Source organism: Pantoea sp. SGAir0180 (assembly GCF_043546245.1).
In genome coordinates this window covers 1,589,023-1,605,409 of record NZ_CP028071.1, presented here as the reverse complement: position 1 = coordinate 1,605,409, position 16,387 = coordinate 1,589,023, and the positions used below count along the sequence as shown (strand labels likewise).

Genomic DNA, 16,387 nt, shown 5'->3' with positions numbered 1-16,387 from the left:
CATCGTGGATACCCTTCATTACATCATTGATAACTGGAATAACCTGCTCACGCTGACCTGGCAGCATACCTGGCTGGTGCTGGTCGCTGTGGGCTGCGCCATTCTGGCCGGCGTGCCGTTGGGCATTTTAATTGTCCGCATTAAATGGCTGGCCACGCCGGTACTGGGCATCGCCACCATCGTGTTGACCATTCCGACCATCGCCCTGTTTGGTCTGATGATCCCGCTGTTTTCGCTGATCGGTCAGGGAATCGGTGCAGTGCCTGCCATCACGGCGGTGTTCCTGTATTCCCTGCTGCCGATTGTACGTAATACCCATACCGCGCTGGAAAACCTGCCGGATGGCTTACGTGAGGCCGGTCGGGGCATTGGGATGACGTTCTGGCAGCGTCTGCGCTGGGTAGAGATCCCCATGGCCCTGCCCGTCATTTTTGGCGGTATCCGCACCGCCGTCGTGATGAATGTTGGCGTTATGGCCATCGCGGCGGTGATCGGTGCGGGCGGACTTGGCCTGCTCCTGCTGGATGGCATCAGCGGAAGTGACGTGCGCATGCTGATTGCCGGCGCACTGATGATTTGCCTGCTGGCGATTGTTCTTGACTGGCTGCTGCACCGTTTGCAGCTGGCGCTGACTCCTAAGGGAATTCGATAATGATAAAACTTGAAAATCTGACGAAAACCTTCAGCCAGAAAAATGGCACGCTGATGAAAGCGGTGGACAATGTAAGTCTTGAGGTGCCGGCGGGCGAAATGTGCGTACTGCTGGGCCCTTCCGGCTGTGGGAAAACGACCACTCTGAAAATGATTAACCGCCTGATTCCGGCCACCAGCGGACGTATTCTCATCAACGGTGAGGACACCAGCACCCAGGACACGACCACGCTGCGCCGCAATATTGGCTACGTTATTCAGCAAATTGGTTTGTTTCCTAACATGACGATTGAGGAAAACATTACCGTCGTGCCGCGCATGCTGGGCTGGGACAAAAAACAGTGCCGCGAGCGGGCCACCGAATTAATGAGCATGGTGGCACTGGATCCCACGAAATTTCTGCATCGCTATCCGCGTGAAATGTCGGGCGGGCAACAGCAGCGTATTGGCGTTATTCGCGCGCTGGCAGCGGATCCGCCGGTTTTGCTAATGGATGAACCTTTTGGTGCGGTGGACCCGATTAACCGTGAAGTCATCCAGAATGAGTTCCTGGATATGCAGCGTCAGTTAAAGAAAACCGTCATGCTGGTCAGCCACGATATTGACGAGGCGCTGAAACTTGGCGATCGCATCGCCGTATTTGGCCAGGGCAAAATCGTGCAGTGCGCCAGCCCGGACGAATTACTGGCGACGCCAGCGAATGATTTTGTCGGGTCGTTTGTCGGTCAGGACCGCACTCTGAAACGTCTGCTGCTGGTGCAGGCGGGTGATGTGACCGATCAGCAACCGACCATCACGGTGAAACGTTCGACGCCACTGATGGATGCGTTCAGCACTATGGACGATAACGATATGCGTTCCATTACCGTCGTGGACGACGATGGTAAACCGCTCGGGTTTGTTAAACGTCGCGAGGCGCGTAGCGCCAGCGGTCGCTGTGAGGATATCCTGCACACCTTCCGGGTAACCGGCAAAGCCGAGGAGAACCTGCGCGTGGTGCTGTCAAAGCTGTATGAACACAACACGGTGTGGATGCCGATTGTGGATGAAGAAGGCCGTTACAGCGGGGAAATTTCGCAGGATTATATCGCGGACTACCTCAGTTCCGGCCGTACGCGTCGCCGTCTGAATCCCTGAAAAATCAGGGCCGCACCCCGGTTGCGGCCCTTTTCCATCGAGCGGGTTTCGTGTTTCGCATCCTGTGTCACTGTCTTTCTTATTAGCGTGTGTTTTCAGATGAAGGGCGTCAGGCTATTTTCGCCTTTGCAACCGGCAGCTTGTCGGCATCGAGCAGGGAGATATCCAGGTAGCGGGACACATCACGCTGCTCAACACGCGGCAAATAGGGCAACTCACCCAACAGCGGCGCAGGAAGCTTGTCACGCAGGACTGAAATGATCTCCGCATAATGCGCCAGCCCCGGATTGATCCGGTTTGCCACCCAGCCTGCCAGCGGTAAGCCATCACCCAGAATAGCCTCAGCCGTCAGCAACGCATGGCTGATGCAGCCCGTTTTAATCCCCACGACCAGGATCACCGGCAACTGTTGTTCCACCACCCAGGCCGATAACGGCTGGGCATCATTCATCAGGCTGCGCCAGCCTCCTGTGCCCTCAACCACGACGCGATCGGCCAGTTGATGCAGGTTCTTTAACCCCTGACTGATTCGCGCATAGTTAACCTCACAAGGCGGATAACCCCCGATTTCTTCTTTTTCGAAAATAACGGGATTCACAGCCTGATAAGGCAACGTCATGGACGAGGCGCTTTGTAAAAACAACGCATCTTTATTTCTCAGGCCCTCTTCCGTTTTGACACCACAACGGGCAACAGGCTTGTAGCCTGCGGCACTGAAACCGGCCTGAATAAAACTCTGTAACAGGGCGCGCGACACAACGGTTTTTCCCACTTCGGTATCTGTTCCCGCAATAAATAGCGTTTTCACTCGACGTCTCCTTCACCAGCGGTTTCGACTCATCGGCGATGAGTCTTTCGTGCGAACAGACATTCTAAGGAAGGAAAAGCACAGGCAGATTGCGTTAGCGCAAGGTTAGTGTTGCTTAACCTTGTAGTAACTTCACTAACAGGTAACCGCTATAGAGCGAATCTTTAATGAGCGCCGCCGCACCGAGTGTGCCAGGCTCAGTAAACTCAGTAGGTGCAAGCTGAATGCCTGCGCTGTAAGCCGGTAACGACTGCTGATGAATGGTGTTTTGTACCGCCGGAAACAGGATGTCCGCCGCCTGATTTAGCGGTGAACCTATAAGAATATGTTGAGGATTGAAGATATTTACCATCATGCCAAGCAGCCTGCCCACATGATGCCCTACCGTGGCGATGGCATCGCGGGCCAGCCTGTCACCCGCCTGGGCCGCCTCACAGACCGCCTCCAGCGTTAAGGTTTGATGATGTAACAGGCTGTCGGGCTGTCCCGGCAGACGCTGAGCAACAAGGGCCAGCAGACTGCCGGTACTGGCCACCGTTTCCAGGCAGCCATGATTCCCGCAGTAACATTGCTGACCATAGGGATCGACCTGCGTATGGCCCACTTCGACCAGCGCACGTCCGCTTTTGTGAAGTAACTGTCCGTCCGTGATCACGCCCGCCCCCACGGTTTCATCAATGACAATCTGAATGACATCCTGCGCACCGCGCGATGCGCCAAACAGGGATTCTGCCAATGTCCAGGCCGAGATATCATGCTGGATAAACACCGGCAGGCCGGTTCGGGCCGCCAGGGTGCTGCCCAGTGGCATATCATGGCAGTTATAACCGGGTAACCGGTGCACCACGCCTGATGCGACGTTGATCAGCCCCGGCAACGTGATAGCAATGGCGGTCAGCCTTTCCAGCCGCTTTTGATGGCGGATAAAAAACGCATCAACATGGTCGGTCAGTGTGGTCAGTAAGGATTGGGTGGGATCATCCGGGAGGGGCAAATGGTCTTCAACCAGCGCCCTGCTGCTCAAATCGCGAAGCGTCAGGGTTAATGTGCCACGGTGCAGGCGAAGGGCCAGGTAGTGCCAGGCCTCCGTGTCCAGAATTAACCCGATAGCGGGACGACCACGCGCGCCCGGATCCTGAAATTCGGTTTCCTGAACCAGATGGGCATCCAGCATTTCCCGGACAATTTTGGTAATACTGGCTGGGGCTAACTGGGCGCGCCTGGACAATTCAATGCGCGAGACGGGGCCATGCTGATCAATTAATCGGTAAACGACGCCAGCATTGATTTGTTTAATTTGGTCAATATGGCCAGGTTGGCTGTCCGAACTCACACCCTGCTCCGGTTATTTTCGCGCTTCTAAATAAATATCCGCTATGGTGCGGCAGATTCACCTTTTGCGGCAAATATTTGCTTAGATATGTGATTTATCACACATAATTTTTCCGCCTTTAGCGAGAGCGTTCGTTTTCCCGCCGCAACAGCGCCATCATATGGGCCATCTGCGCGCTCATTTCCCGTTGCGCAGACCAGACCAGCCACATTTCCGAAAGTGCATCCGGTTCCTCAAGCGGCAGCCAGACGACATTTGTCAGGCGGGCATGGCTGAACGATGCCGGTAAAATAGACACGCCTAAACCGGTCGCGACCAGACCGAGAATTGTCATCGCCTCGCCCACTTCCTGAGTGATATAGGGTTTGATCTGATAGCGTTGCAGTAAATCGAGTATTTCGCTGTAAAGCGCCGTTCCCACCTGCGGATCGAAAAAGACAAAAGGCTCACTGGCCAGCGCCTGTAAAGAAATCTTCCCGGCGGATGCCAGCGGATGGGCTTTGTGCACCACCGCGCATAGCGGCTCCTGTAACAGCAGTTGATGATGCAGATCCGCAGGCAGCGGCGTGTTGCGCATCACACCCAAATCGAGTTTCCCTTCATGGAGCGGCGTCAGCTGCTGCCGGGTATTGATTTCCTGCATCTGAACATGAACATCAGGCCAGCGCTGGCGAAACAGGTAGAGCGCATCCGAGACGACACCAATAAAAGCGGCAGACGAGGTAAAGCCAATGCGCAGTTCCCCTTCTTCTCCCCGATGTAGTCGTGCCGCACGCTGGGTCGCCTGCTCAACCTGCAACAGAATGGCGCGCGCATCCTGCAAAAATTGTTGCCCGGCCGGCGTGAGCTGCACGCTGCGGTTGGTGCGGTTAAACAGCTGCGCCCCGGTTTCTGCCTCAAGGTGCATGATTTGCTGACTGAGCGGCGGCTGAGAAATATGCAGCCGTTGCGCCGCGCGGCCAAAATGCAGCTCTTCTGCAACGGCAATAAAATAACGCAGGTGACGCAGCTCAAGATTCATAGGTTAAAAATATTATTTGAGATTATTAATATATTAGACAACCTAATCCGCTTTTCCTAGCCTTACGTTATTCGTTGTTTTTACTCATAAGGATTACTGTGAATCGCTCTTCATCGGCTGTCGTCCTGGACAGAAATGTGGCGCAGCAGCCTGCATCACCTTCTCAGGCGTGGATCGTGCGCGGCACTCCGCCCTTTATGCGCGTGACACTGGCGCTGTTTTCGGCCGGGCTGGCCACCTTTGCGCTGCTGTATTGTGTGCAGCCGCTGCTGCCGGTCCTCTCTGCACAGTTTGGCGTGTCACCGGCCGCCAGCAGTATTTCCCTGTCGGTCTCCACTGCGACACTGGCGCTGGGCTTACTGATTACCGGCCCCTTGTCCGATGCTGTCGGTCGCAAATCTGTCATGGTCACCGCGCTGATGCTGGCTTCCGTCTGCACGCTGATTTCGGCCACCATGACAAGCTGGCACGGCATTCTGCTGATGCGGGCGCTTATTGGCCTGTCGCTCAGCGGTGTAGCGGCCGTCGGGATGACTTATCTCAGTGAAGAAATCCATCCCAGCGTAGTCGCCTTTTCGATGGGGCTGTATATCAGCGGAAATTCGATTGGCGGGATGAGCGGTCGCCTGATCAGCGGCGTATTAACCGACTTTTTCTCCTGGCGCGTCGCCATTGCCGCCATTGGCTGTTTTGCCCTGGCGGCCGCCCTGATGTTCTGGAAAATTTTGCCCGCCTCGCGGCATTTTCACCCGACATCCCTGCGCCCCCGCCATCTGGCCATTAACTTTCGCCTGCACTGGCGCGATGCGGGCCTGCCCTTGCTGTTCGCGGAAGGCTTACTGCTGATGGGGGCGTTCGTCACCCTGTTTAACTATATCGGCTATCGGCTGCTGGGTGCGCCGTGGCATTTAAGCCAGGCCGTGGTGGGACTGCTGTCCGTGGTTTACCTGACCGGTTCGTGGAGTTCGCCCAAAGCCGGCGCGTTAACCAGTCGATATGGCCGGGGGCCGGTGATGCTGGGCGCAACGCTTATCATGCTGACGGGCCTGCTCCTGACCGCCTTTCATGCGCTGGTTCTGATCTTTATTGGGATGATGCTGTTCAGTGCTGGCTTTTTCGCCGCACACTCCGTGGCCAGCGGCTGGATTGGGCCACGCGCGCGTCGCGCAAAAGGCCAGGCGTCTTCACTGTATCTGTTCAGTTATTATGTGGGGTCCAGCGTGGCGGGTACGGCAGGGGGCTTTTTCTGGCATCAGTTTGGCTGGCCGGGCATAACCGTGTTTATCTCTACCCTGCTGCTGCTGGCTCTGGCGGTCGCGTGGCGGCTGCATCAACGCAAACTCTAGCAAAACTTAACAAATTTTCCGGGCACAATGCGGCCCGGAAAGTCCGCTGTACAAGAATTGTCCGTATTATCAGTATCATTGCTAACTACCGGTGTTTCCCCGCTATAATCGGTTTAATCCCAAAGATTAATGCCATCTTTGAATTCACTGTTAGGGGAGACCTCATGGCGCATTACTATTACGTCAATAAACAATCCGGTTATAACGATAACCACGTGGTACACGCCAAAGGCTGTCGCTACCTTCCGGGTCTGGAAGACCGACTGTTTCTGGGCACGTTTTACTCTGCAACAGCGGCTATACAGCAGGCCCGAAAATATTATGCCAGCGCATTAGGCTGCGACGACTGTTGCCCGGTTATGTCTGCTCAAACCCCACCCCTGCATGACAGCGTTGGACTGAAGCACGGTATCGATTTCTGATCACAGCGCATGCCTTTGCGATCCCATTCAGCCGCGTTTTTCACGAGGATGGCGGAATATCGCCGCCATCTGCCCTGCCAGCCCGCCGTTCAGTTGCTGCCGACCTGCCCCTGTAGCCGTCCCGCTTAAAGTCGCCAATTCGTTAAGCATTTTGCCTTTTTTCCGTTATCTTAGAGGCCTTACTCTTCATACAGGGATTTAACATGCGTGATAAATATGCGGCGTCTCAAATTGCCCTTCACTGGCTGACCGTGCTGCTGCTGATTATTGTCTATGCCACGATGGAGCTGCGCGGTTATGTGGAACGGGGCTCCTGGCAGCGCTTTGTGATGACCGTGACACACTTTAGCGCGGGCGCAACCATTCTGGTGGTGATGCTGTCACGGTTACTGCTGAAAATTCGCCATCGCAGCCCTGCGATTACGCCCCCCGTGCCACGCTGGCAAACGGGCCTGGCGCACCTGACGCACACGTTGATTTATGCCTTATTTATCAGCCTGCCGGTGCTGGGTATCGCCTCACGTTACCTGAAGGGCCGCGAGTGGTTATTATTCGGCATTCCCATGCCGGTCGCTGCGGAACCTGATTTCGATCTCTCTGATACGCTCGTCGACTGGCATGAAACCCTGGCGCCACTGGGCTACTGGCTCATCGGCTTACATGTCGCTGCAGCCCTGTTCCATCACTATGCGCTGAAGGACAATACGCTGCTGCGTATGATGCCGGGACGCGGGACGCGCCAGCCCTGATTCCCTGACGCTGCACATCGGGCTAAAAAATCACCATAATCTGCGCCAGGTGGTTCCACCCGGCGCTTGATTCCTACACAATAGCCACTAAATTGTGACGCAGGTCACTTTCGTGGGATGATCGTTGTCATCCTCTTTTGACGCACAGACAGATTTAACTTCTCATGCCTTTAACAACTGTTTCCCGTAAAACGGCCTGGCTACGCGTGGTGCTGCTGGCCATCGCCGCTTTTGTTTTCAATACCACTGAGTTCGTACCGGTGGGTTTACTGTCGGATATTGCTGCCGGGTTTTCGATGAAAACCGCTGAAGTGGGCATTATGCTGACAATTTATGCCTGGGTGGTGGCGCTGCTGTCCCTGCCGTTAATGCTGCTGACGCGTAATGTTGAACGGCGGTTACTGCTTACGGTACTGTTTAGCCTCTTTGTAGCCAGCCATGTTCTTTCGACATTCGCCTGGAGCTTCAGTTCGTTAATCGTTTCCCGCATTGGCATTGCGCTGTCACATGCGGTGTTCTGGTCCATTACCGCCTCACTGGCCATTCGTGTGGCGCCTGCCGGTAAAAAAACGCAGGCGCTCAGTATGCTGGCAACCGGTACGGCACTGGCCATGGTGCTGGGGGTGCCCATTGGTCGCGTTGTGGGGCAGGCGCTGGGTTGGCGCACCACCTTTGGCATGATCGGGCTGTCAGCGTTGATCCTGATGATTATGCTGGCGCGCGTCTTGCCGCGTCTGCCCAGTGAACACACCGGTTCATTAAGCAGCGTACCGCTGTTGTTCCGCCGCCCGGCCCTGGCAGGCATGTACCTGCTGGTTACACTCATTGTGACCGCGCACTATACGGCTTACAGCTATATTGAACCCTTTATGCAACTGGTGGCGAATGCCAGCGAAAGTTTTACCACCCTGCTGCTGTTACTGTTTGGTTCTGCCGGCATTATTGGCAGTCTGCTGTTCAGTTCGCTGGGTAAACGCTTTCCCTCAGCGTTGCTGATCAGCGCCATCGCCCTGGTCACCTTATGCATGGGGCTGTTAATTTTTGCCGCCGTGCGTCCTGGCGCGATTATCACCCTCTGCGTCATCTGGGGAATGGCGATGATGATGATTGGCCTGGCGATGCAAATCCGTGTCCTGTCACTGGCACCCGATGCCACCGACGTGGCGATGTCGCTGATGTCCGGCATTTACAACATCGGCATCGGTGCGGGCGCGTTACTGGGCAGTCAGGTGAGCGTATATATGAGCCTGTCTGACGTCGGTAACGTGGGAGCGATGATCGGCCTGGTCGCGCTGCTATGGTGCGTGTATATTTTCCGGCGCTACCCACAGTTACGCTCTAATGGTTAACTGAAGCAGGCTTCTGCGCCTCGCAGAAGTCTGCCGATGCGTCTTCGTCTGCTATCATGCACTGCGGCACTGAACGGCCAGACGACCTGTTCCGGCGTCCGAAGGTGCAGCGCGTCAGAGGTGCTAAACACACCGGATAACCGCTTATATTGTCAGAGGATGCCCTTCTACCTGACTCATCCATTACATCCGTTAACCTCGAAAAAGGATCAACGTTCATGACGAGAAAGTGGTTAACGCTGTACCTGTCGCGTAGCGTCAGCCGGGTGATGTTGCAGGATCTTCAGGCCATCTTACCTGCTGAGGCGGTGAAAATTTTCACGAATGATTTAGACGACGTTCGCTACGCTACAGTAGAATGCGTGCAGGCAGAAACGACCTGCGCCTTGATTGCCTCGGCGATCATCGTCTGGCGTCAACTGGGGCATATTCATCTGCTGCTGTATACGCAAGGTGAAGTGCAGCGTCAGATCACGGACGCCACGCAGTTTGAATTATTTACTTTGCTGAAGAACAACCGTGCCGCCTTGCGGCTGGCCTGACGTGGCGTAACCTCACAGGATAATTATGAGAATTGGTCTGCTGTTCCCCATCGCTATCATCGTGGCAGGTATTGGCTTTCTCGCCTGGTTCATCGGCAGCGGCCTGGCGATGCCTGGCTCCTGAGATCAGCGTAGCTGGCTGTCTTTACTCCCACGCCGGTTGTAGAGACTGCTCTCTTTTTTCTGCTTATCGATCTTTTCCTGACAGGAAACGCAATAACGCACGCCCTTGAGTGCCTGACGGCGGGCTTCGGGAATCGGCTCGCCGCACAGTTCGCATTCTGTGGCACTTTCCCCCTGTCCCAGTGACTGACGCACACGTTCGATACCGTCATTAACGGTGCTGTCGATTTGCTCCTGTACTGCCCCTTCTGCTGCCCAGCCGTTTGCCATTTTTGTGCTCCACTTCATTACCTGTACAGGTTAACTGTACAACATATCAGGGATTTTGCAGGCAAACCGACTCACCTCCCTGTGAAGCCGGTGACGGACATTACGGCTTAATATCGACCTGATAAAAGATATGTTTGCCGAAGGGATCCACTTCGTAACCGGTCACCGATTTGCGGATCGGTTCGAAAATGGTGGAATGGGCAATCATTACGGCCGGCATCTGGTCGTGCATGATTTGCTGCGCCTGCAGATACATGACCGTGCGTTTGGCTTGATCGGGTTCGGCACGGGCGGCGGTAATCAGCTTTTCAAAGGGCTGATAGCACCATTTTGATGAGTTCGATCCCCCTTTCGCCGACGTGCAACTGTAAAGCGGACCAAAGAAGTTATCCGGATCCCCGGTTGCCGTCGTCCAGCCCATCAGGGCCGCCTGATGTTCACCGCTGCGCACACGTTTCAGGTATTCGCCCCATTCGTAACTGACAATATTGGCTTTGATGCCCACTTTTGCCCAGTCTGCCTGGATCATCTCCGCCATTCTGCGTGCGTTGGGATTATAGGGACGCTGTACCGGCATCGCCCAGAGCGCAATTTCCGTTCCTGGTTTCACGCCTGCCTGTTGCAATAACGCTTTCGCTTTTTCCGGGTCGTAATCGTAATCCTTCAGGTCTTTGTCGGCACTCCAGACGCCGGGGGGCAGAATGTTTTTCGCCACCACGCCAGTGCCTTTAAAAATCGCCTCGATAATAGCAGGCTTGTTGATCGCCATGGCCAGCGCCTGGCGAACCTGCACATTATCGGTCGGGGCTTTGGTGGTGTTAAAGGCCAGGAAACCGGTATTCAGTCCCGCGGCCTGTTTCAGCGTGATGTCCGGATTTTGTTTCATTTTTTCGAGATCGGCAGGATTCGGGAACGGCATGACCTGACACTCATTTTTTTCCAGTTTGGCGTAGCGCACGGCCGCGTCTGGCGTGATGCTGAAAATCAGCCTATCCAGTCTGGCCTTGCCCTGCCAGTAGTCCGGAAACGCCTTATACAGAATGCGTGAGTCTTTTTGATACTGAACCAACTGGAAAGGCCCGGTTCCGATGGGATCGCTATCCACTTTTTCCGGTGTGCCGGCTTTCAGCATCTTGTCTGCATATTCAGCCGAGTGAATGGAGGCGAAATACCAGGCCAGATCGGCCAGAAATGGCGCTTCCGGGTGCGCCAGCGTAAAGCGCACGGTGTGATCGTCAACGCGGTCAATGTGGGTGATTAACGTGGCCAGTTCAAGACTGTCGAAGTTGGAATAGTGCCCGCCCGAGACGTTGTGATAGGGATGGTTGCTGTCCATCTGGCGCATAAAAGAGAAGATGACGTCATCCGCATTAAAATCACGACTGGGCGTAAACAGCTTATTGCTCTGAAATTTAACGTTATGCCGCAGATGGAACGTATAGACTTTGCCGTCGGGACTGATCTCCCAGCGTTCTGCAAGGCCTGGGATTAATTCTGTGGTGCCGGTTTTAAAATCAACCAGGCGGTTAAACACCGGCACGGCACTGGCATCCACGCTGGTTCCCGAGGTGTAAAGTTGCGGATTAAAGTTCTCCGGTGAGCCTTCTGAGCAGTAGACCAGCGTCGTCGCGTTAACACTTCCTGCCAATGCGATACCGGCCGTCAGCAATCCCAGGGTTGTAAACCTGTTTCTCATTATTATCCTCGCTTTATGTTGACTTCTATATATCAGACTCTCTAAATAAACGGTGCAAACAGTGGATTGATAGCATGAATCTTCACCATAGCGAACCCCGCATGTAGTCAACTAATAAGGATTAGTGATGACCGACAAACTTCAGACGCAGTTGATCACGCGTTTTTTCCGTTATCTGGCGGTGAGCAGTCAGAGTGATGCAAAGTCCAGCACCTTACCGAGCACCCCGAATCAACATGCGATGGCGGCGCTGCTGGCGGATGAATTGCGCGAACTGGGGCTTGAACAGGTCGTCGTTGATGAACAGGCGACGGTAACGGCAGTTAAACCGGGCAACTGCCCTGACGCGCCACGCATTGGGTTTATTACGCACATTGATACGGTTGACGTCGGTCTGTCACCTGATATTCACCCGCAGATCCTGACCTGGCAGGGCGAAGATCTGTGCCTTAATCCCGAACAGAACATCTGGCTGCGCCGGGATGCGCATCCTGAAATTGCCCCTTATATGGGCCAGGACATTATTTTCAGCGACGGGACCAGCGTGCTGGGCGCCGATAACAAAGCGGCGGTTAGCGTTGTTATGACGTTAATGGAAAACCTGCAGGGTCAGCACGGTGATGTAGTCGTCGCGTTTGTCCCCGATGAAGAGATTGGCCTGCGCGGTGCCAAAGCGCTGGATCTTAACACCCGCTTTAATGTGGACTTTGCCTGGACCATCGACTGTTGTGAACTGGGTGAAGTGGTCTATGAAAACTTCAATGGCGCGGCGGCAGAGCTGCGTTTCACCGGGGTTCCCGCCCATCCGATGTCCGGTAAAGGTGTGCTGGTCAACCCGCTGCTGATGGCCCATGACTTTATCAGTCACTTCGACAGGCAGGCGACGCCCGAACACACGGAAGGCCGTGAAGGCTATATCTGGTTCAATGAAATGCAGGCCAATGCCAGTGTTGCGACGCTGAAAGCATCAATTCGCGATTTCGATCTGGCGAGCTTTGCCGCGCGCAAAGAACAATTGCAGCATGTTGCCAGCCTGATTGCTGAACGCTATCCCACCGGACAGGTCGAGATAACGATTCACGATATTTACAGCAATATCAGCAATGCCATGGGCGACGACCGCCGGGCGCTGGATCTGATTTTTGCTGCCATGCGCGATCTGGACATTACACCCAAAGTGATTCCCATGCGCGGCGGTACCGATGGCGCGGCCTTATCTGCCCGCGGTATTTTCACCCCTAACTTTTTCACAGGCGCGCACAATTTCCATTCACGTTTCGAATTCCTGCCGGTGAAGTCGTTCGTTAAGTCGTATCAGGTCGCGGAGAAACTGTGTTATCTGGCGGCGCAATCGGGGAGTACGGCAACGACAGGCAGTTGAAACATCACCGCCTTCATGATGAAGGCGGTAGTCATATTGATTAGAAGGTGACCCAGTCGCCGTTGTCCGCCGTGGCGGCTTTTGGACGCAGTACAGGAGACGGTGCTGTTGCAGGGCCTGCAGACGCCGCTGGCGGCCTTCTGTCCTGTGTCAGCGCTACCGGCGCATCGCTCGATAACCGGAACTGTGCAACAGAAGCCTGAAGCGCTTCCGTCTGCAGCGCCAGCGCGCTGGCGGCGGCAGAAACCTCTTCAACCAGAGCCGCGTTTTGCTGCGTCACACTGTCCATTTCCGTCACGGCCGTACCAACCTGAGAAATGCCCTTGCTCTGCTCTTCCGAGGCGGCGGCGATCTGCTTCATAATTGCATCCACATCCTGGACGGATTTTAAAATGCCGCTCATCGTGCCGCCGGTGGTACCCACCAGTTCCGCGCCCTTTTCCACGCGCTGCACAGAATCGGCAATCAGCCCGGCGATTTCTTTCGCCGCACCGGCGCTGCGCTGTGCCAGATTGCGCACTTCACTGGCGACGACGGCAAAGCCTCGCCCTTGTTCACCGGCACGCGCGGCTTCTACGGCCGCATTCAGTGCCAGAATGTTGGTCTGAAACGCAATACCGTTAATGACGTTGGTGATCTCAGCGATTTTCTTCGAGCTGTCGGAAATACCGTTCATGGTGGTCACAACTTCATCCACCAGGTTGCCGCCCTGCTTCGCCGTCAGCGTTGCCGCTTCGGTCAGTGCACTGGCCTGACGGGCATTTTCCGCGTTAAATTTCACGGTCGCGGTCAGCTGTTCCATACTGGCGGCGGTTTGCTCCAGCGCGGCAGCCTGCTCTTCCGTACGGGAGGACAGATCGTTATTACCAATAGAGATTTCGGCGGCACCGCGCGAGATATTCTCTGTGCCGCTGCGAATGGCACTGACTGCATCACGCAGGCTGTCCTGCATCGCACTGAGCAGCGGAACCAGTTTACCGACGCAGTTACGGCCCATATCCTGAACGGGTTTACTGAGATCCCCTTTGGCGATTACGGCAAAATGCTCGCGAATCTTCTCCAGCGGTTTGACCAGCATTGTGACCAGATAACGATCGGTAAACAGCAGAATCAGCAGACCAATCACCACGGTGGCTGAAATCATCGTTTTAGTCACGGCGGTCAGGCGATCCACTTCGACACGGGTTTGTCCCAGTTTCTTGTTGGCCACGTTGTTAAACGCTTCGGTGCTGGCACCGAAGGCGCGGCTGAGCGCAGGTGTGACGTCATTCGCCTGTTGACGATAGGCATCCAGCGAATCCTGACGGGCACGCTGCAACTGCACGGTGACGCCCTGATCCAGCAGTTGCTGCCATTTATCAATGACCTCATTCGTCACGGCCGCGTCCATAGGTCCGGGTGACAGCTGTTTAAACAGCGCCAGTTGATGACGCATGTTATCTAACGCCTGCTGTACCGGAGCAAAGGCGGTGTCATCCTGGGCGACACCGGCGGCCTTTTTCTCCATCACACGCGACAAACGCGTAATCATACGAAAATACTGGTCGTTACCCTGACTTAACGCGGTCATCTGCTCAACGATATGGCGATCCACATCATTGCCATCACTGAGGGAGTTAAGCGAATGAATGCTGAACAGCCCAATGCCGCTCCACAACAGACTAAACAGTCCCAGAATGGTCAACATAACCGTGCGAATAGTGAAATTTTTAAGCATACCCATACAGAAATCCCTTGAACGTTAATCCGTAAAACCGGACACAGGAGATTTATCGGCAGCTCGCGGGAAAATGTAACGGTATTGTTATTTTTTTTCATCCACCCGCACAGATAATGTGCGGGTGGAAATGTGCAGGCCGGCGTACGTCTGGCATGCACCGCGCTGGTTCACCCTTTACAGTCGCACCAGGCGGGACATCATCAAACGGAACAAAGCGAGGCGGCGGCGCATAAAACCCGGTAACAGTTTGAGAGCCGCTTGACCCTGCCATCCTAGTGACATTGTCACGTCATGCTTTTTGCGCCAGGCGGGCCAGCGTTGTTTGCCTTCAATCATCGTCGTGTGTGGGGTTACATCACATGCGAAACGAAACCAGTAATCGCAAACCTGTTGAGAAAAAGCATGGTCTGCGGCGGTAAAGGTGCGATCGTCGTCGGCAGGCGGCATCATCGCCAGCGTATTCATCACGTAAGGGATTTCATTACCATGCCAGGTGCCTTGCGGGTAGAGATCGCGCGATCGTTCTGAAACGTAGTCGAACCAGTAGCGCCAGCCCGGCATGCTCGCTTTCTCCTGCGCACGCATGATCAGCCAGGGAACAATGCTAAACGTCATATCCCGCGCGACAGCCCGCCCCAGCAGCGCATCATCCCCGGTACGGTAAATCCAGCGCAGTAACCGATAATGAAAATGGTTATTACGCCGTAGCTGTCCCACCACGGCGGCAGCCTCCACGCCAAACCAGACCAGTACGCTCGCTTCATCGCTGTTACTGCCCGCCATCAGCGGCAGGCGGTGCTGTTTTCCCGCCATCAATGTTTTCAGGACCGGCTCGGGCAGCACCGTATCACCGGCAATGGCCACCGGACCGAGGCCCAGCGAGCTGTCCAGCGGCCAGAAGGCGTCCGCAGGCAGCTCACGCAGCTGCGCCATGCTGGCATCCGCCGGTAAACCCAGCGCGGTCGCCACCATAACGCCTTTTTCACGTGCCGCGTCGCGGGTGACGTCTGGCAGGCTATAGGCACTTTGCACGATCCCTTTGTGGAACAACCCCCGGGACAGCGGTGAGCAGCAAAGCGAAAGCACACTGCGGGCGCCCGACGATTCGCCAAACAGCGTCACGTTGCTGGCATTCCCGCCAAACGCGGCGATATGCTGCTGTACCCATCGTAATGCCGCGATCTGATCAAGCAGCGCGAAATTGTTGATATGGCCCGTGTCAGCCTGCTCTTTTTCCAGTGCGGGATGAGCAAAAAAACCCAGATGTCCCAAACGGTAATTAAGGGTCACCACCACCGCACCCCGCGAGGCTAAGGGTTTTCCACTATAGGGTGCCAGCCCACCTGAACCGATCGTAAAGCCACCGCCGTGAAGCCAGACCATGACCGGGAGTGGAACCTCTGGCTGCAGCTCTGGCGTCCAGACGTTGAGGTACAGGCAGTCTTCACTGAATACACCAGGATCGCCTACGCCAATCGCCAGGCAGTAGTCACGATTCTGCCAACTCGCTGCAGAAAAGTGCTGTGCATTGCGTACACCGTGCCAGGGCTTAACCGGTTGTGGCGCGCGCCAGCGATACGCGCCGACAGGCGGTGCCGCATACGGAATGCCCTTGAATACAAAGATCCCGTCATCAAGGGTGCCCTGCAGTTCTCCGTCAGTCAGCGCGATTTTCAGGCCGTCATTTTTCATGCAGTGTTCCTTGTTAGCGTGCCTTTTCATTATTTCAGGCAATCTGATGTTGTCCAGTTCTGACGCGTTGTTAAGCAAAACGGTAAATGCGCTGAAAAATCGCCCGAAGGCGTCGCCGTGATTGACCCCTGTCATGAAAATGTTTTT

Annotated in this window: 17 protein-coding genes; 9 read left to right on the top strand and 8 right to left on the bottom strand. The window is 55.2% G+C overall.

The window, feature by feature from the left end; translation table 11 throughout:
* Positions 1-4 precede the first annotated feature (4 nt).
* Positions 5-652: an osmoprotectant ABC transporter permease OsmW gene (gene osmW, locus C1N58_RS07515; protein WP_006119224.1), complete on the top strand. Its 648-nt coding sequence runs from the start codon at positions 5-7 to the stop codon at positions 650-652.
* Positions 652-1,788 (top strand): osmoprotectant ABC transporter ATP-binding protein OsmV, encoded by a 1,137-nt coding sequence (gene osmV, locus C1N58_RS07510; protein WP_039340279.1) that lies wholly within the window; start codon positions 652-654, stop codon positions 1,786-1,788. The genes osmW and osmV overlap by 1 nt, the downstream gene beginning before the upstream one ends.
* 109 nt (positions 1,789-1,897) lie before the next feature.
* Here osmV and bioD read toward each other — a convergent pair whose 3' ends face one another.
* The 3 genes from bioD to C1N58_RS07495 form a co-directional block, all read right to left on the bottom strand.
* Positions 1,898-2,596: a dethiobiotin synthase gene (gene bioD, locus C1N58_RS07505; RefSeq protein WP_054633728.1), complete on the bottom strand. Its 699-nt coding sequence runs from the start codon at positions 2,594-2,596 to the stop codon at positions 1,898-1,900.
* A gap of 115 nt (positions 2,597-2,711) precedes the next feature.
* Positions 2,712-3,929: a sugar metabolism global transcriptional regulator Mlc gene (locus tag C1N58_RS07500; RefSeq protein WP_394564745.1), complete on the bottom strand. Its 1,218-nt coding sequence runs from the start codon at positions 3,927-3,929 to the stop codon at positions 2,712-2,714.
* Positions 3,930-4,047: 118 nt separating this feature from the next.
* On the bottom strand, positions 4,048-4,950 hold the full coding sequence (locus tag C1N58_RS07495; RefSeq protein ID WP_394564744.1) for a LysR family transcriptional regulator: 903 nt from the start codon (positions 4,948-4,950) through the stop codon (positions 4,048-4,050).
* 98 nt (positions 4,951-5,048) lie between these two features.
* On the opposite strand from C1N58_RS07495, the gene C1N58_RS07490 reads away from it, so the two are divergent.
* Entirely contained in the window at positions 5,049-6,296 is a 1,248-nt protein-coding gene (locus C1N58_RS07490) for an MFS transporter (RefSeq protein ID WP_394564743.1), read from the top strand.
* Positions 6,297-6,460: 164 nt separating this feature from the next.
* A complete protein-coding gene (locus C1N58_RS07485; RefSeq protein ID WP_033741742.1) occupies positions 6,461-6,718 on the top strand; it encodes a hypothetical protein in 258 nt (85 codons plus the stop codon).
* Positions 6,719-6,745: 27 nt separating this feature from the next.
* On the opposite strand, the gene C1N58_RS07480 is transcribed toward C1N58_RS07485, so the two are convergent.
* Entirely contained in the window at positions 6,746-6,868 is a 123-nt protein-coding gene (locus C1N58_RS07480; RefSeq protein ID WP_394564742.1) for a hypothetical protein, read from the bottom strand.
* 53 nt (positions 6,869-6,921) lie between these two features.
* On the opposite strand from C1N58_RS07480, the gene cybB reads away from it, so the two are divergent.
* The 4 genes from cybB to C1N58_RS07460 all read left to right on the top strand — a co-directional run bounded on the left by cybB (position 6,922) and on the right by C1N58_RS07460 (position 9,482).
* Positions 6,922-7,467, top strand: coding sequence for a cytochrome b561 (cybB, locus tag C1N58_RS07475; protein WP_006119234.1), 546 nt, complete (start codon positions 6,922-6,924; stop codon positions 7,465-7,467).
* A gap of 164 nt (positions 7,468-7,631) precedes the next feature.
* Complete coding sequence (locus C1N58_RS07470) at positions 7,632-8,816, top strand: sugar transporter (protein ID WP_394564741.1); 1,185 nt, start codon at positions 7,632-7,634, stop codon at positions 8,814-8,816.
* Positions 8,817-9,034: 218 nt separating this feature from the next.
* Complete coding sequence (locus C1N58_RS07465; protein ID WP_006119236.1) at positions 9,035-9,358, top strand: hypothetical protein; 324 nt, start codon at positions 9,035-9,037, stop codon at positions 9,356-9,358.
* A 25-nt stretch (positions 9,359-9,383) separates the two neighbouring features.
* Positions 9,384-9,482: a YoaK family small membrane protein gene (locus tag C1N58_RS07460; protein WP_015700245.1), complete on the top strand. Its 99-nt coding sequence runs from the start codon at positions 9,384-9,386 to the stop codon at positions 9,480-9,482.
* Positions 9,483-9,484: 2 nt separating this feature from the next.
* Here C1N58_RS07460 and C1N58_RS07455 read toward each other — a convergent pair whose 3' ends face one another.
* Positions 9,485-9,751, bottom strand: a complete 267-nt coding sequence (locus C1N58_RS07455; protein WP_006119238.1) for a DksA/TraR family C4-type zinc finger protein — start codon at positions 9,749-9,751, stop codon at positions 9,485-9,487.
* Between the two features lie 100 nt (positions 9,752-9,851).
* Positions 9,852-11,447 (bottom strand): ABC transporter substrate-binding protein, encoded by a 1,596-nt coding sequence (locus C1N58_RS07450; RefSeq protein ID WP_039340267.1) that lies wholly within the window; start codon positions 11,445-11,447, stop codon positions 9,852-9,854.
* Positions 11,448-11,574: 127 nt separating this feature from the next.
* Between C1N58_RS07450 and pepT the strand changes: the two genes are divergently transcribed.
* Complete coding sequence (gene pepT, locus C1N58_RS07445) at positions 11,575-12,828, top strand: peptidase T (protein WP_394564740.1); 1,254 nt, start codon at positions 11,575-11,577, stop codon at positions 12,826-12,828.
* A 40-nt stretch (positions 12,829-12,868) separates the two neighbouring features.
* Here pepT and C1N58_RS07440 read toward each other — a convergent pair whose 3' ends face one another.
* On the bottom strand, positions 12,869-14,551 hold the full coding sequence (locus C1N58_RS07440) for a methyl-accepting chemotaxis protein (protein WP_033741748.1): 1,683 nt from the start codon (positions 14,549-14,551) through the stop codon (positions 12,869-12,871).
* A 171-nt stretch (positions 14,552-14,722) separates the two neighbouring features.
* Positions 14,723-16,240: a carboxylesterase/lipase family protein gene (locus C1N58_RS07435; protein ID WP_394564739.1), complete on the bottom strand. Its 1,518-nt coding sequence runs from the start codon at positions 16,238-16,240 to the stop codon at positions 14,723-14,725.
* Between the last annotated feature and the right edge of the window lie 147 nt (positions 16,241-16,387).

Excerpts from the sequence above, each read along its gene's own strand:
- cybB (WP_006119234.1), top strand. The coding sequence starts at position 6,922 with ATGCGTGATAAATATGCGGCGTCTCAAATTGCCCTTCACTGGCTGACC.
- C1N58_RS07450 (WP_039340267.1), bottom strand. The coding sequence starts at position 11,447 with ATGAGAAACAGGTTTACAACCCTGGGATTGCTGACGGCCGGTATCGCA.
- C1N58_RS07440 (WP_033741748.1), bottom strand. The coding sequence starts at position 14,551 with ATGGGTATGCTTAAAAATTTCACTATTCGCACGGTTATGTTGACCATT.
- pepT (WP_394564740.1), top strand. The coding sequence starts at position 11,575 with ATGACCGACAAACTTCAGACGCAGTTGATCACGCGTTTTTTCCGTTAT.
- C1N58_RS07460 (WP_015700245.1), top strand. The coding sequence starts at position 9,384 with ATGAGAATTGGTCTGCTGTTCCCCATCGCTATCATCGTGGCAGGTATT.
- C1N58_RS07455 (WP_006119238.1), bottom strand. The coding sequence starts at position 9,751 with ATGGCAAACGGCTGGGCAGCAGAAGGGGCAGTACAGGAGCAAATCGAC.
- C1N58_RS07480 (WP_394564742.1), bottom strand. The coding sequence starts at position 6,868 with ATGCTTAACGAATTGGCGACTTTAAGCGGGACGGCTACAGGGGCAGGT.
- C1N58_RS07485 (WP_033741742.1), top strand. The coding sequence starts at position 6,461 with ATGGCGCATTACTATTACGTCAATAAACAATCCGGTTATAACGATAAC.
- C1N58_RS07470 (WP_394564741.1), top strand. The coding sequence starts at position 7,632 with ATGCCTTTAACAACTGTTTCCCGTAAAACGGCCTGGCTACGCGTGGTG.
- osmV (WP_039340279.1), top strand. The coding sequence starts at position 652 with ATGATAAAACTTGAAAATCTGACGAAAACCTTCAGCCAGAAAAATGGC.
- C1N58_RS07465 (WP_006119236.1), top strand. The coding sequence starts at position 9,035 with ATGACGAGAAAGTGGTTAACGCTGTACCTGTCGCGTAGCGTCAGCCGG.
- C1N58_RS07435 (WP_394564739.1), bottom strand. The coding sequence starts at position 16,240 with ATGAAAAATGACGGCCTGAAAATCGCGCTGACTGACGGAGAACTGCAG.
- C1N58_RS07495 (WP_394564744.1), bottom strand. The coding sequence starts at position 4,950 with ATGAATCTTGAGCTGCGTCACCTGCGTTATTTTATTGCCGTTGCAGAA.